General features: G+C 41.3%; 10 protein-coding genes and 1 tRNA gene. 7 read left to right on the forward strand and 4 right to left on the reverse strand.

The window, feature by feature from the left end:
• Positions 1-4 precede the first annotated feature (4 nt).
• Positions 5-658 carry an NAD(P)-dependent oxidoreductase gene (locus HDE68_RS17920; RefSeq protein WP_183883604.1) on the forward strand — a complete coding sequence of 218 codons (654 nt, stop codon included), beginning with the start codon at positions 5-7 and terminating at the stop codon, positions 656-658.
• Positions 659-761: 103 nt separating this feature from the next.
• On the opposite strand, the gene HDE68_RS17925 is transcribed toward HDE68_RS17920, so the two are convergent.
• Positions 762-1,349, reverse strand: coding sequence for a pentapeptide repeat-containing protein (locus tag HDE68_RS17925; protein ID WP_183883605.1), 588 nt, complete (start codon positions 1,347-1,349; stop codon positions 762-764).
• A complete protein-coding gene (locus HDE68_RS17930; protein WP_183883606.1) occupies positions 1,346-1,930 on the reverse strand; it encodes an outer membrane beta-barrel protein in 585 nt (194 codons plus the stop codon). The genes HDE68_RS17925 and HDE68_RS17930 overlap by 4 nt, the downstream gene beginning before the upstream one ends.
• 342 nt (positions 1,931-2,272) lie before the next feature.
• Here HDE68_RS17930 and HDE68_RS17935 point away from each other — a divergent pair, with 342 nt between their 5' ends.
• The 3 genes from HDE68_RS17935 (at position 2,273) to HDE68_RS17945 (ending at position 4,947) form a co-directional block, all read left to right on the forward strand.
• Positions 2,273-3,421 (forward strand): PepSY-associated TM helix domain-containing protein, encoded by a 1,149-nt coding sequence (locus HDE68_RS17935; protein ID WP_183883607.1) that lies wholly within the window; start codon positions 2,273-2,275, stop codon positions 3,419-3,421.
• A 52-nt stretch (positions 3,422-3,473) separates the two neighbouring features.
• A tRNA-Asp gene (locus tag HDE68_RS17940) sits at positions 3,474-3,547 on the forward strand.
• 821 nt (positions 3,548-4,368) lie between these two features.
• Positions 4,369-4,947, forward strand: a complete 579-nt coding sequence (locus HDE68_RS17945) for a zeta toxin family protein (RefSeq protein ID WP_183883608.1) — start codon at positions 4,369-4,371, stop codon at positions 4,945-4,947.
• Here HDE68_RS17945 and HDE68_RS17950 read toward each other — a convergent pair.
• Together HDE68_RS17950 and HDE68_RS17955 are read right to left on the reverse strand one after the other, a co-directional pair.
• Complete coding sequence (locus HDE68_RS17950; RefSeq protein WP_183883609.1) at positions 4,901-5,911, reverse strand: phytanoyl-CoA dioxygenase family protein; 1,011 nt, start codon at positions 5,909-5,911, stop codon at positions 4,901-4,903. The genes HDE68_RS17945 and HDE68_RS17950 overlap by 47 nt on opposite strands.
• Before the next feature lie 38 nt (positions 5,912-5,949).
• On the reverse strand, positions 5,950-7,140 hold the full coding sequence (locus HDE68_RS17955; protein ID WP_183883610.1) for an aspartyl/asparaginyl beta-hydroxylase domain-containing protein: 1,191 nt from the start codon (positions 7,138-7,140) through the stop codon (positions 5,950-5,952).
• Between the two features lie 834 nt (positions 7,141-7,974).
• On the opposite strand from HDE68_RS17955, the gene HDE68_RS17960 reads away from it, so the two are divergent.
• Genes HDE68_RS17960 through HDE68_RS17970 form a run of 3 tightly spaced genes read left to right on the forward strand, consistent with a single transcriptional unit; the run spans position 7,975 to position 16,574 of the window.
• Complete coding sequence (locus HDE68_RS17960) at positions 7,975-8,613, forward strand: phage tail protein (RefSeq protein ID WP_183883611.1); 639 nt, start codon at positions 7,975-7,977, stop codon at positions 8,611-8,613.
• 7 nt (positions 8,614-8,620) lie between these two features.
• A complete protein-coding gene (locus HDE68_RS17965; protein WP_183883612.1) occupies positions 8,621-9,646 on the forward strand; it encodes a hypothetical protein in 1,026 nt (341 codons plus the stop codon).
• 10 nt (positions 9,647-9,656) lie between these two features.
• Positions 9,657-16,574, forward strand: coding sequence for an MBG domain-containing protein (locus HDE68_RS17970; RefSeq protein WP_183883613.1), 6,918 nt, complete (start codon positions 9,657-9,659; stop codon positions 16,572-16,574).
• The last annotated feature ends 22 nt before the right edge of the window (positions 16,575-16,596 follow it).

The raw sequence follows: 16,596 nt of genomic DNA on the forward strand, positions 1-16,596 counted from the left end.
TCATATGAACATAGCATTAATTGGAGCTTCAGGATTTGTAGGCTCAGCAATATTAAAAGAAGCATTAGACAGAGGTCATGAAGTAACTGCAATTGTCAGACACCCCGAGAAAATCACTCTGCATCATGATCATCTTACCCTTGAAAAAGCCGATGTACTTGATGTTGAGCAGGTAAAAAATGCTGTAAATGGAAAGGATGCAGTAATTAGCGCTTATAACTCAGGATGGGCTAATCCGGATATGTATGCTGAATTTATAGCAGGATCAAAAGCGATTCAGGCTGGTATCAAAGCTTCAGATGTAAAAAGATACATTGTTATTGGCGGTGCAGGAAGTTTAGAGGTTGCCCCAGGGATACAGGCAGTTGACACGCCGGATTTTCCTGCAGCTTATAAAGCAGGTGCTACTGCTGCAAGAGACTATCTGAACATTCTTAAAGAAGAAAAAGAGCTGGACTGGACTTTCTTTAGCCCTGCTTTTGAAATGGGGCCTCATACTTCAGGATTACGTAAAGGGACTTACAGAACAAGCCTGGATACTCCGGTATTTGATGCCGAAGGCAAGAGTATATTATCAGTAGAAGATCTGGCAGTTGCTATTATTGATGAGCTGGAAAATGCAAAACATGTGAAACAACGTTTTACAGCAGCTTATTAAGTATTAAATAAAAATATCCGCTCTCAGATCAGGATGAAATACCCTGGAATTATCTAAATTCCCGATGTATTTCATCCTGGTAAAGAGGCAGATATTTTTATATTTAATCGACTATTTTGATACCCAGGCTATCCAGAAAAGAGATTGCAGCTGGTAATTGAAAAATAGCGCCTTTAATTTTATTACCGGCGGGATCAATCTGATAATTCAGGGCCTCTTTAAAATTGGCAAGCCTGAGATCTGTATTTGAAAATGTAGATCCCATAAAATCCGTACCGCTAAAATCTGCATTGCCCATATTGCATTCTGAAAAATCAACTTCTCTTGCAGTACAGTTAATCAGTTTTATCTTTTTCAGGTTCTTTCCAAAAAAACTGGAATAACTCAGAATACTATTCTTTGCAATGATAGAAAATGGATTCAGTGCATCATACCATAATATACCTATAGCTTTACAGTTTACTAAAGATAGATTATTGATAAAAGTATCTTTAAATTTGATTAACGAGATATCGCTTTCTTCGAAAACGCAGTTATTAAACGTACAATCCTCAAATAAACAACCTTTTATAGTTGACTTGTAAAAAGTGCAGTTATCAAAATAACGGCTAACCAGATGTTTATCTTCGTAGTTTATATTTTCAAAGCGTTTATTGTAATGCGCTATCTGCTGTTCATCGGAATTACTCAAAACCGCACACCAACCTGGAATGTTACACCATGAGGGTTGATATCAAGATCATTTGTACTCATGTGATATCCTTTAAAACCTGCAGCGATATAAGGTGCAATACGTTTCGTAACGGCATATCTCACACCGAAACCACCATAAACATATAATCCATTTTCATTGACATGGGTTGTGACAAGTGGCTGCTCATCAGTCGCTCTGTCGTATTTCACAAAAGAAATACCAATTGAGGTTTCTGCAAAAGGTTCAAACTTCGATTTAGTAGGAATATCGTAGGTTAAATTCGCATATACAGGTAGCACCTTCATTTTATAAAGTACATAACCATTGTCATGGTGTTTGCTGGTAGTTGCATATCCGATCCCGATTCCAGGTTTAAATCCACCTAAAAAATTCCTGGTCACTTTGAACGAAGGTCCATTAAAGAAATTCGAATGGGTAGAACGCAAAAATTCAAAAGCCGGAGAGAAATTATACAAAGGCTCCTTATCTTGAGTTTTAGTTTCTTCTTGTGCCTGTGCAGCAATTGAAAAACCGCACGCCAGCAGGAGTGCTAAGTTAAAAGTTATAATCCGTTTCATATTGTACCACAAATCTAATATATTTTGAAATGCAGCGATATATAATATCCGATTAAATTATCTCTGATGGAAAGGATTTGTTTTCTCATAACTCAAATTCTAATCTGTTTACAGCAGCAAATCTAAAGGATCATTTATTCAAAAATCTTATCCTATCGTAAGTAATTGACCAAGCAACCGCCTTTTTTAATGGTTCCATGCGCTTTCAACCGTTATTCAGAGTCTTTTTATTAAAAAGAGTTGTTAAAAAGTTTGATGTTAAGAGCAAAAATCTGTTGATTTGCGTATTCTTAATGAGTCTAAATAATAAAAATCAGCCTTGCCCTTTGTTTATAAATTCCAATGACCAGATTTCGTAAAATAATTGGCCAGATACATCTCTGGCTTGGGTTGATAACCGGATTGATTGTATTAATTGTAAGTATCACGGGCTGCCTGTTTGTTTTTCAAAAAGAAATATCAGATCTCATCCATCAGAAAACATTTTTTGTTGAACCTCCGGCAGCCGCAGCAACTCTCCCGTATAGTACACTTTTCAAGAAAGCTGAACAGACATTAGGGAAAGATCGTCCAATCAACTTTTCTACAACTTATAAGGACCCGGATCATGCCTGGGAGTTTATGACCTATAAAGCCGGAGATCCAAAAGCATTAACTTATTTTGGAACAATTGATTATTATGAATCAGTTTTCATTAATCCGTATACCGGCGCCGTTACAGGCAAATATGATTATAAATATGACTTCTTTAATGTGGTCAAGTTTATTCATTGGGGCTTATTGCTGAATGATACCTATGGGCAGCCAATTGTAGGATACAGCACATTAATTTTTGTCATCATGCTAATCACGGGTATGATCATGTGGTGGCCTAAAAAATGGAGTAAAACCAACATCAATAAAAGTTTTAAGATTAAATGGAAAGCAGGGTTCAAAAGGGTGGTTTATGATTTACATAATGTATCTGGATTCTATGTTATGCTGTTTACTTTGATTCTGGCTTTAACGGGTATGGTATTCGCCATGAAATGGTTTCAAACTACTGTTTATGTAATTGCTTCCCGTTCTATAACCCCACCTGACTTTAAGCAGGAAAAATCACAAAAGTCTATAGTCACATTCAATCCGATGGATAAAGCTTTTGATACAGCAAAAATACTGCTGAAAACTGCAGATAGAATTGCATTCTCCCCTGCCTCTGGGGCAGACGGTGTAATTTATGTCAATGGGATTATAGGTAAAGAGACTTATTATCATGCTGATGCTTTGCAATTTGATCAATACTCCGGGAAACTGCTTCATAGAAAAAATTACAGCGAACAGAATGCTGGTGAAAAGTTAATAGGAATGAATTATGATATTCATGTGGGTGCAATCTTAGGCTTGCCTGGAAAAATCATTGCTTTTATAGCGAGTTTAGTCGCAGCCAGCCTTCCAATAACAGGTTTTATGATCTGGTTAAACAGGAAAAAGAAAAAAAGTAAAAAATAGATTTGGTTTCTATTTTTTGTTTTCTATCTTTGCAGCCCCGCAAGGGAGAAACGGACCGGTAGTTCAGCTGGTTAGAATGCCGCCCTGTCACGGCGGAGGTCGCGGGTTCGAGTCCCGTCCGGTCCGCAAAAAGCCTTAACTTGAAAAAGTTAAGGCTTTTTTGTTTTTGGGTTCGATCCCCAAATTCCACCTATAGTTGGGAAAAGTGTTTAAGTATAAATTTTGGCAAGCTAAACAGAAAGTCGTTGATGTCACGGATGCTCTTATACCTCTGAAAGTTGCTCTGAAAGGTTTCAATTTGCATGGGAATGACTCAGGCGAAACAAGGCCGTGCTGTTAGTAAATAGATTCAAAATAGCTAAATAATCAATCTATACCGGCCGGGTACTGTCCGGGTACTGTTCGGGTACTCGTTAGGGTAAGAGCAATGCTAAAGTAACGTGAGAGCATGGCAAGTCCAGGTAAAAACAACTAGTTGAAATGACTTAGAGTTACTATGCTTAAAGCCTGTTCTCAACGTGGTGTCACCCCGATCTCTATTCAGGCACAACCAAATCATAACCGGATGAAGATTAATGAAATTATAATTTTCCCTTTGACTAACCCATGGACAATTGCGGACAATTGCAGACAGCCGCAGACAATTACGGACATTTTTTACTCATCAGGATAATCTTTAACGCTAATAGCTTACATTGGTGGAAAAGCATTTATTTATTATGGGAAGTTTAAAGGGTAAATTTTCAAAGGGAATCCTGGGCGGTTTCATTTTTAAAGCAGCAGTTTGGAGTACAGGTTGTTTCAAAAGTTCTGTATCGGGCACAAGAACAAACTTTGTATCCAGCCTAACTTCTTTATCCATCAATATCCCAATGGAAAGAAATACCTTATTTCCCAGGATCAGGAAAATTCTAAAGAGAATATCTTAAGAGAACTAGCCTGACCCTATGGATAACTTAAGGCTTTTTATAGTTGCAGGGCCAAATGGATCTGGCAAAAGTCTTTTTTCCAGCAAACTTACGGAATCAGACTATACAGTCTTTGATGGGGATAAACACTTGACCGAGTTTGCTAAAAAGTATCCAGAAACTGGAAGCGACTTGTTGTCAAATTCGGTCAACGAACAGGTTTTTAAAGTAGAAAAATTGAAAGCCATTACCGAACGGAAAAGCTACGCATTTGAGACGAATTTCAGTGCAGCGAATCCAATGGAAACTGCAAATGAGTTTCGTCATGCAGGATATGAAATACATCTCATTTTTATGGGCCTTAATTCAATCGGGGAATCTATCCAGCGTGTCCAGCATAGAGTCAGGCTAGGAGGTCATAAAGTTGCTGAACCTTCCATCCGATATAATTATGAACATGGCTTCAAAAATCTCTATAAACATTTTCATCAATTCGATTCTGTCACTTTGTATGACAATGCAATTGCCGATATTGCCGAACCCGTCATTTCAGGGGAAAAGAATCCGGCTATTAAATCCATTCCTCAGCCTCAAAAAAACTTAAAGGCTCATATTTAATATACTGCACAAACCTTGGCTTTTGTGAAGTATTAGGACTACTGCCATGTGGTAAAGCCTGGTGCCAGATAATAAAATCGCCGGCATTGGCTGCAATAGGGAAACTACCCAGCGCATGCAGGTCTTCCTGCCTTGCATTAACACCCGCCGGCAGTTCACCGATCCAGCTGTCTATCCTGTTCTGAAACCCAGGAACAACTGTTAAAGCGCCCTGATTCGCTGCCGTATCGGCAAGATAAAGTATCCCCTGTAAACCAAATGGAATAGGTAAACTTAAACTCACATCCCAATGCAGATCGGGTCCTGGAAATCGCCATTCAACTGTTTCTGGCGGATTAAAACCTACCCGATCAGCCGTACACCATAAATCAGTACGTTTCCATAACTGTTCATATGCCTGACGGATCATAGCCGACTCCCTGTTCTTTTGAATTACAGGGTGCTGAAACAACTGCACCATAATTCCCTGTCTGGAAACATGATGCTGATACCATGTTTCGGGCTCCTCCCTCTTTACTTTTATGGACTGGCAGATGATCTCAATCGTTTCATCACAGTCTTTCTTAGAAACAGCATTCTTTAAAATAAGGTATCCGTTCTGATCCCAGAATTTAAGCTGTTCATCACTCAGCACATCCGGGATATCTTTATTTAATAAACCCCTGCCATCAAATTCATGATTATAACGGGCAATATTTTCCGGTGAGGGCATACCAGCTGTCTCAACAATCCAGTCTTCAAACTCTTCAAAACCAGGTGCGGTTTCAAATAGGTAAACAGTAGTCTGCTCCAGCCCCAGTCCTAACGCATACATCAGGATTTTATCAAACCTCCATTCTCCTTTAGGCTCATCAACAATTATTTTCCCTTCTCTTTTAAGTAAAGACTTTTCCCAAAACCTCTTCAGGTGCATGATCTTTAATTTTCCTGTTTCCTGTGATGGCGTTAGTGCAATAGAAAGCATGGTGACTAATTTAAAATATGATTTAGAAATTGTATCATTTATACTGCCTGGGATTCAAAAGTCTGTTTTGTACAAGTCCAGCTTATCATATGCGGAAAAGGTTTATCTCCGGATGCCTCCGCTGTTGACTGATCATAACTCATACCGGACCATTGTAACAATGGTAAACCAATAATATTCCCTGCATTAAAGTTCTGAATTAGATTTTGTCCTGCACCTTTATAGCCATCCTGATGAAATACAATTTCAGGATCTATTTTAAGAAAGACACAGGCTGCATATGACCAGGCCAGAGCCATCATCTCTCCACCCCTGTGCATATCACAATCTTCCAGATTATCATTCATATTTTGTCTGATACTGGGCGGCATACAGGCCAGATGCCCGGCCTCATGCAACACATCGCCAGGATAAAGTAATCGCCTCTTATCGATCACCAAAGCCCCATTCCGTAATTTAAGGCCAGGCAGAAAGGTATCTTCTTCAATTGCTTCCAGCTGATAGGCCAGTCCGATCTTTTGCAAGAAAGCAAGAATCTGGTCTAAAGGCTGGTACTGATTATATTGTCTTTCAAACTCATCTGCCAGCTGATTCGTTGTCATTGTATTCTGTTCTCTTAATCCACAAATCATATCAAGTAACTGCTGCTGGCTATAATCTGGTATACTGCTCATGCAATCTGCAGAATTTATCAATCCCGCTAACCAGGTATTTACCTCACAATCTATGACCAGATGTATCCGCTCTGTTTTCCCTCCATTTGTAACATGATGCCGCAGATTGGCATTCATATACCAGCATTCTCCAGGCAGCATGGTTACGCGCTGATCCTGAACATAAAATGCGACATCCGGATTTGTGATCAGCGGAATATGCAGTCTTGCTTCTCCCTGTTCAAAAGAAAGTTCATGATCGCAATGCGGTTTAATTACTGCCCCGGCAGCCAGATTTAATAACCTTACAGATTTTACCTTACACTGAAAAGTGGCCAGGAATTTCCGGATAGACGGAAACATATCCATATTCGGATGATCCGCGAAAATATCATTTGCTGTCAAACCTGGAATAATAGTATCCAGCCCCTCAACTGACCTTAGTGGTAATACTGTCCAGCTACCCTTATAATTACCGCTATTAAAATGATTATCCCAATGCAGCGAAGCAGATTTAAGCTCCTGCTTCATCAAAGCATACTCCGGGAATACCGATACTTTAGCGTAAACAATCATAGTACATTAACAATTAACCAATGAAATTATAGCTACCAGTTGTGTGCGTACAAGTTAATATTGAAATACAACAATTGAAAATATTATTTCAATATTGTTTATCCTTCATTCAAAAAAACGAATTAACTGTAGGTATTAACCGGATTCCTGTAAAACACAGCTAAAAACACGAACACAAGTCAATGATTACCAGCACAATTCGTTTATTTTGACACATAATGATGTTACATTACCGGATTTATGTGCCAATCGGGCGAAAATAAATATTAAATAATTTGCACTTAACATTGTAAAAATTATATTTGCTTAACTAAACAAGTCGCTCTCAAATGACAATAGTTTTACATAACCATCACACGGGTGTACTCCCGTCTATTGATTGCTACTATCCAAACAGATGGTTTAAGGCAACTATATCTATCCATAGGTTTATTTCGAAAAAACTACGACTAGAAAAAATTTCCAGACAAAACCACTCCTCTTTTGACAAGGTTACACGAAATGAATTAAATAAAGATGTTAATACATTATTCAATCATTTTAGCTTTACCTGCTTAAAACAACTGCGCGCCCATTTCCTGGAAGATAAAAAATTGGAATAAATATTTTTATTGCTGAGGTAACTTTGATATCCCTGTCCCGGTTGAGTGATTTACAGACAAATTGTTTGTGCAGTTTATGTACAGGCAGATTTTAAAGATAAATATTCAACATTTTTTAAAAGCACGATCCCCGATTTTATTATGCTGCCATAAATCTTCTAAAAGAAGACAGATTCGAAACATCATTTTCAAAATAAAACACATTAATTAACAATCTAAAGAACAGAACATTATGGATCCAATGTTAGGAACAATTATTTTATGGCCAATCCCATTTGCACCGGTAGGTTATGCATTATGTAATGGCGCTACATTAGCAGTTCAGCAAAATGCAGCATTATTTTCTTTACTCGGAACAAGGTATGGAGGAGACGGACAAACTACCTTTAAACTTCCAGATCTTAGAAACAGAGTTCCACGCGGGCTGAATAATCCAACCGATGCTACTGCATTAGGTGGAAGTGATGTTTATACTGGAAGTGCGAGTGGGGCAGCTAGTATTACATTGACTACAGCGAATTTACCTGCACATAACCATCCTACAAATGCAGGAACTTTGAGCATTAGCATCCCTGTAAGCATAGACAGCTCAAATAACACAGATACTCCCGGTCCAACTACAGTACTTACCAAAGGAGTAGTTAGTTCAGGTATCAGTTCTAATCCTTCAAAGCAGTATACAACATTGGCTCCAACCACAAACCTGCTTCCTTTCAATACGACAATTCCAGCAGGTAATACAGGTAATACAGGAACAGGAACTCCATTAGTTGCACCGGTTACAATTCCATTAACTATACCTACCCTTCCGGCTTATTGTCCGGTAAACTTTATTATAGCAACACAAGGAACATATCCTTCAAGAAACTAACCAGATTGTGAAGAAAAAAATAGGTCTATTAATACCTTTTTCAGGAGAGTACCCGTATTTAAAACGGGTACTACTGAAACCTTTTGCAGCATATGCAGAGGATAATGGTTGCGAAATCATTAAAGAATTTATTGATAAAGGCACAGATAAAGATGTTTCCAAAGCCATTGATAAATTATTTTATCATGATGATGCAGACATAATTGTCGGATATGTAGGCTACAGGGTAGCCATCCAAATGTTTGACAAGCTCAGAAATAATCCTGAAAAATTATTTATCAATCTGAGTATGGGCGAAATTATTCCCTACACCCAATCCATAATTAATTACCCCCCTAATTATTACCTGGTAAGTTCTAATGCCTGGAAATCTATCGCATTTTTAGGCAACTGGGTAGCAAATGAGTTACCTGCTGAAAACTGCCTGATCTGTACTTCTCTGTACGACGCAGGATATAGCCTCAATGAATCATTCAGAATTGGCTATCACAGCCAGCTGGCTAAATCACTCCAGAGCTGTACTTTAAATAACCCACCCGATGTAATAGATGTATCAGTTTTATATAGTGAAATTATAAGGCTACGCCCAGAGCATCTTCATATCACATTGTGCGGCAAAGAATTATACACTTTCATTAATAATTTTTCCACCTATATCGATCCGGATTATACACCATCTATATCTTTTGCATTCCCTGTAGGTCTAAATGAGGTTAATTCCTTACACCCCTCTTTCAGACATACCTATACCTGTTTAATTGATCATATATATGACAACAACATACAGGATTTAGCAAAAGACCCAATTGCTATAATCTTTAATAACCTTGCAGAAAAAGCCATTTCTATATTAAGAAATGATCCATATAATAATGAATCTGAAATCATTTCTATTCTGGAAATGAATATGACTCAAAGCAATATCAGCAAAAATGCTTTCTCAGGATCAATCTCTGAGTCTCTTTACCCACAGTTTAATTATTCAGCAGAACAGACCTTATCAGCCTGGCAAAACCCTTATTTGTGTATTTAATCATTAACCTATGAAAAAAATTCTACTATTATCGTTCTTCTTTTGCTGTTTCTATTTTGCCAGCAACAAAGTATCCGCACAAATAGGGTATAAATTTACCGGCTCTCAGGCAAGTAACGCAAAATCGGGAGATTTAAAAAATGTGGTCTCTAACCTTAACAGTTTCACTTATGAATTCTGGGCAAACCGCTCAAATATCAGCGGAGCCACTATATTTACCTCTATTGTTTCCAATAATACAGAAGCGGGAGGATTCGGAATATTTAACGGTCAACTGGTTGTTTCATTATCCTCAAATTTTGGAATAGGTTATACAGCATCGACCACTCTGCCTGGCAATAGTGCAAACGTATGGCACCATTATGCTTTTGTTTTCAATGCAGGGAACTGGAGCTTTTATTTTGATGGTGTCCTGGTAGGTGGTAATCTTCCGGATCAGGAAGGATTAGCGCAAACCCCCGCTTACTCAGGTATAGGTGCTACATTCTTTAATGCAGGCAGCCAGCAGAGTGGAGTGTTACCCAACTTTGATGGCAGCATGGATGACATCCGTGTCTGGAATACTGCCCGCACTGCAACTCAGATTAACAATAGCAGACTGACTGAATTAACAGGATCAGAACCTGGCTTGGTGGCATATTATAAACTTAATGAACAATCCGGACAAATTGTTACCGATAGCGGACCAAACGGTTTAAATGGGGTTTTAGGTAGTACTACAGGTGTTGAACCAATAGACCCTGCAATCAATGTAGCAGGCAGAGTTGCTGGTTACCCTTTGGCTACTACCACTGGTGCTACAGCTATAACCGGAACAGGTGCTACATTGAGTGGTACTATTAATGATAATGGAAATGCAACTACTACAAGTTTTGATTACGGCACAAGTGCTACATTAGCTGGTGCAAGTTCTATAAATGCAGCTCCCGCTACTGTGACCGCAGGCACCGGCAATACTGTCGTAAGTGCAACTCCTGCCGGACTCAATCCATCAACTACTTATTATTACAGAAGTAAAGGTGTGAATAGCGCAGGTACAACTTTAGGTAGTATTCTGAATTTTACTACAACGGCACCGACACCAGTCATTACGCTTGTAACCAACGGAGTAACATCCCCTTTCTTTACCTCCTATGGTACAGCATCGGGTTCGAAATATTTTATACTTAGTGGAACTAATTTAACAGCAGGCGTACTTATTACACCACCGGCAGGAGGTTTTGAGGTGAGTACTGATAATGTTAACTTTTCTCCTACTTTAACAGTGGGTGGAGCAGGGAGTTTTGGTCCTTCGGTGGTTTATATCAGAATTGCAGCCAGCGCTCCTGTCGCAGCCTCTATTACTGGAAATATACAATTTTCAAGTCCTGGGGCCACTTCTCCTCCTACTATTGCATTACCTATAAATACACTGGTCACCAAAGCACCTCTAACCATTACAGTAAATGCTCAGACTAAAGTATATGGTGCTTCATTACCTACTTTAACAGCCAGTTATAGTGGTTTTGTGAATGGTGATACTCCAGCCAGTTTAACCACTCCAACTACACTGACCACTACCGCTACAGCAGCTTCTGCAGTTGCAGGAAGTCCATATGCAATCACAGCAAGCGGCGCAGCCGGTGCAAATTATACCATCAGTTACGTGCAGGGTAACTTAACCGTAACTCCTGCACCGCTGACTATTACCGCAACTAACCAGACAAAAGCATATGGTGCCGCGGTACCTGCTTTAGTAGCCAGTTATACTGGTTTTGTGAATGGGGATACACCAATCAGCTTAACAACACTACCTACCCTGACCACTACAGCTACAGCAGCTTCTGCTGTGGCAGGAAGTCCATATGCAATTACGGCCAGTGGTGCGGTAAACACAAACTATAGCATCAGCTATGTGCCAGGGAATTTAACCATAACCACTGTACCACTGACGATTACAGTAAACAATCAGACTAAAACCTATGGCGCTGCTGTACCAGCCTTAACAGCCAGTTATACTGGTTTTGTGAATGGGGATACACCAATCAGCTTCACAACACTACCTACCCTGACCACTACCGCTACTGCAGCTTCTTCTGTAGCAGGAAGTCCTTATGCAATCACAGCCAGTGGCGCAGTTAATACGAACTATACCATTAGTTATGTGCCAGGTACCTTAGCTGTAACTGCCGCACCGCTGACGATCACAGTAAACAACCAGACTAAAACTTATGGCGCTGCGCTACCTACTTTAACAGCCAGTTATACTGGTTTTGTGAATGGAGATACACCAGTCAGCTTAACTACGCTGCCTACCCTGACCACTACAGCCACAGCAGCTTCTTCTGTTGCAGGAAGTCCATATGCGATCACCGCCAGTGGCGCAGTCAGTGCAAATTACACAATCAGTTATGTGCCGGGTATCTTAGCTGTAACTGCGGCTCCTTTAACCATTACCGCAAGTAACAAAACTAAAGCCTATGGCGCTGCTGTACCAGCTTTAACAGCCACTTATGCTGGTTTTGTGAACGGGGATACCCCGGCCGGTTTGATTACGCCACCTACACTAACCACTACGGCTACTGCAGCTTCTTCTGTTGCAGGAGGCCCTTATGCAATAACCGCCAGTGGCGCAGCCAGTGCAAATTACTCCATCAGTTATGTACCGGGTAGCTTAGCTGTAACTGCAGCTCCTTTAACCATTACCGCAAGTAACAAAACTAAAGCCTATGGCGCTGCTGTACCAGCTTTAACAGCCACTTATGCTGGTTTTGTAAATGGGGATACACCAGCCGGTATGTTTACGCCGCCAACATTAACAACTACAGCCACAGCAGCTTCTTCTGTTGCAGGTAGTCCATATGCAATCACTGCCAGTGGCGCAGTCAATACGAATTACGCTATCAGTTATGTGCCGGGTAGCTTAGCGATCACCGCTGCACCACTAACCATCACCGCAGACAATCAAACTAAAGCCTATGGTGCTGCGGTACCTGCTTTAACAGCAAGTTATACTGGTTTTGTGAACGGGGATACCCCGGCCGGTTTGATTACGCCACCCATATTAACAACTACAGCCACAGCAGCCTCTTCTGTTGCAGGAAGTCCGTATGCGATCACGGCCAGTGGAGCAATCAGTGCAAATTATACCATTAGTTATGTGCCGGGTATCTTAGCGATCACCGCCGCACCACTGACCATCACCGCAGACAATCAAACTAAAGCCTATGGTGCTGCGGTACCTGCTTTAACAGCAAGTTATACTGGTTTTGTAAATGGAGATACGCCAATCAGCTTAATCACGCTACCTACACTGACCACTACGGCTACCGCAGCTTCTTCTGTTGCAGGAAGCCCGTATGCAATCACTGCCAGCGGCGCAGTCAGTGCAAATTATGCCATCAGTTATGTGCCGGGTAACTTAGCGATCACCGCTGCACCTCTGACAATTACTGTAAATAACCAGACTAAAGTATATGGTGCTTCGATACCTACTTTAACAGCTAGTTATACTGGTTTTGTGAATGGGGATACGCCAATCAGCTTAACAACACTACCTACGCTGAGCACTACTGCTACTGCAGCTTCTTCTGTTGCAGGCAGCCCATATGCAATCACTGCCAGCGGCGCAGTTAACACAAATTATACCATCAGTTATGTACCGGGTAACTTAACTATAACCGCTGCACTATTAACGATCACCGCAGATAACCAGACCAAGGCTTACGGTGCTGCATTACCTGCTTTAACCGCAAGTTACACAGGTTTTGTAAACGGTGATACTCAGGCTAGTTTAGCGACTGCACCTACACTGACCACTACAGCTACTGCAGCTTCTTCTGTTGCAGGAAGCCCATATGCAATCACGGCCAGCGGCGCAGTAACTGCAGATTACACCATCAGTTATGTGCCGGGTAGCTTAACCATAACTGCTGCACCTCTGACGATCACTGCAGACAACCAGACCAAGGCTTACGGTGCTGCATTACCTGCTTTAACCGCAAGTTATACAGGTTTTGTGAACGGAGATACTCAGGCTGGTTTAGCGACTGCACCTACACTGACCACTACAGCTACTGCAGCTTCTTCTGTTGCAGGAAGCCCATATGCAATCACGGCCAGCGGCGCATTTAGTGCAGATTATACCATCAGTTATGTGCCAGGCAATTTAACTATAACTGCTGCACCTCTGACAATCACCGCAGATAACCAGACCAAGGCTTACGGTGCTGCACTACCTGCTTTAACTGCAAGTTATACAGGTTTTGTGAACGGGGATACCCAGGCTGGTTTAGCCACTGCTCCTACACTGACTACTACGGCTACTGCAGCTTCTTCTGTTGCAGGAAGCCCATATGCAATCACCGCCAGCGGCGCAGTTAGTGCAGATTATACCATCAGTTATGTGCCAGGCAATTTAACTATAACTGCTGCACCTCTGACAATCACCGCAGACAACCAGACCAAGGCTTACGGTGCTGCATTACCTGCTTTAACCGCAAGTTATACAGGTTTTGTGAACGGAGACACTCAGGCTAGTTTAGCGACTGCACCTACACTGACCACTACAGCTACTGCAGCTTCTTCTGTTGCAGGAAGCCCATATGCAATCACCGCCAGCGGCGCAGTAACTGCAGATTATACCATCAGTTATGTACCGGGCAACTTAACCATAACCGCTGCACCATTAACAATTACCGCAGATAACCAGACTAAGGCCTACGGTGCTGCATTACCTGCTTTAACCGCAAGTTATACAGGTTTTGTAAACGGGGATACTCAGGCTAGTTTAGCGACTGCACCTACACTGACTACTACAGCTACTGCAGCTTCTTCTGTTGCAGGAAGCCCATATGCAATCACCGCCAGCGGCGCAGTAACTGCAGATTACACCATCAGTTATGTGCCGGGTAACTTAACCATAACTGCTGCCCCATTAACAATCACCGCAGACAACCAGACCAAAGCTTACGGTGCTGCATTACCTGCTTTAACCGCAAGTTATACAGGTTTTGTAAACGGTGATACTCAGGCTGGTTTAGCGTCTGCACCTACACTGACTACTACAGCTACTGCAGCTTCTTCTGTTGCAGGAAGCCCGTATGCAATCACGGCCAGCGGCGCAGTTAGTGCAGATTACACCATCAGTTATGTACCAGGCAACCTGACCATAACTACCGTACCATTAACGATCACCGCAGATAACCAGACTAAGGCCTACGGTGCTCCACTACCTGCCTTAACAGCAAGTTATACAGGTTTTGTAAACGGTGATAACCAGGCTAGTTTAACAAATCTACCTACATTGACTACCACCGCTACAGCGACATCTCCTGTTGCAGGAAGTCCATATGTAATCACTGCCAGTGGCGCAGTTAGTGCAGATTACACCATAAATTATGTTCCGGGTAACCTGACTATTAATACCTTAGCTGTTACAGTTACAGCAGATACAAAAAGTAAAACTTACGGCGATGCAGATCCTGCTTTAACCTACCAGATTACCTCTGGTACCTTAGCTCCGTCTGACAGTTTTACCGGTACGCTAACCCGTGCATCTGGTGAAAACGTTAATACTTATGCCATCACACAGGGCACATTAACATTAAACAACAACTACGTATTAACTTATGTTCCGGCAAACCTGACCATTGGTACAAAAGCGGTTACAGTAACGGCCAATGCACAAACCAAAGCTTATGGCACTGCTGATCCGGCATTAACTTATCAGATCACTTCAGGTAACCTGGTCGGTTCTGACAGCTTTACCGGCTCACTAACCCGTGCTCCTGGTGAAAGTGTAAATACTTATGCAATCACTCAAGGCACACTGGCGTTAAACAGCAATTATGTATTAAACTATACAGGTGCTAACCTTACTATTACTAAAAGAGTCCTGACTATTACAGCTAACAATCAGAATAAAGTTTATGGTTCGGCCAACCCTTCATTTACAGTAAGCTACAGTGGTTTCTTAGGTGGAGATAATCCGTCTATCCTAACTTCACAACCAGTAATCAGTACAACTGCTTCAACGGGTTCAGGAGTCAACACCTACCCGATCACAGTGAGCGGAGCTGCTGTTGCAAACTATGATATCGTCTATGTACCAGGCACTTTAACTGTAAGCAAAGCAGTTCTGACCATTACAGCAGATAACAAAAGCAGAAGTTATGGTTTAAACAATCCACCATTCACTCTGGCTTACAGCGGATTTGTAAACGGCGATGATATGAATGCATTGTCAGCGCAGCCAGCGGCTACAAGTACAGCCACCACAACAACTGCTCCAGGCAATTATCCAATCACAGTAAATGGAGCTGCTTCAGCTAATTACAGTTTCAATTATGTGAATGGAAATCTAACCATCATTGCAGTAAGCGGTACCAATGTTTCGAATCTAACGACAAGTTCAGGAACACTGTCACCAGCCTTTACACCGGCAAATCACAGTTATACAACATCAGTAGATAACGGATCTGACAACATTCGCTTTACGGTAACTTTCGATCCAACTGCTACAGTGAAGATCAACGGATCAACGGCACCTAACGGCAGTTCTTCGGCAGGCGTTCCGCTGAGTGTAGGAAATAATACGATTACCATCGTGGTAACCGCGCAGGATGGGGTGACAACAAACACCTACACCGTAACGGTATACAGAGGCGAACCGGCAACATCTATTACAGCGACAAATATCCTTACACCAAATGGAGATGGCAAGAATGATACATGGGTTATAGAGGATATCCAGCTCTACCCTAAAAACTCAGTAACTGTTTATGACCGTGCTGGCAGAAAAGTATACTTCAAGCAAGGCTATACCAATGACTGGGACGGTACACTAAATGGGGCACCGCTAGTTCAGGGCACTTATTATTACACAGTAGATCTTGGCCCGGGCTTACCTAAGTTCAGAGGATTTATCACACTACTTAGAGGTAATTAAAAACTTTTGTACAGCGAAAAAG

The organism is Pedobacter cryoconitis (assembly GCF_014200605.1).
Taxonomy (GTDB): domain Bacteria; phylum Bacteroidota; class Bacteroidia; order Sphingobacteriales; family Sphingobacteriaceae; genus Pedobacter; species Pedobacter cryoconitis_B.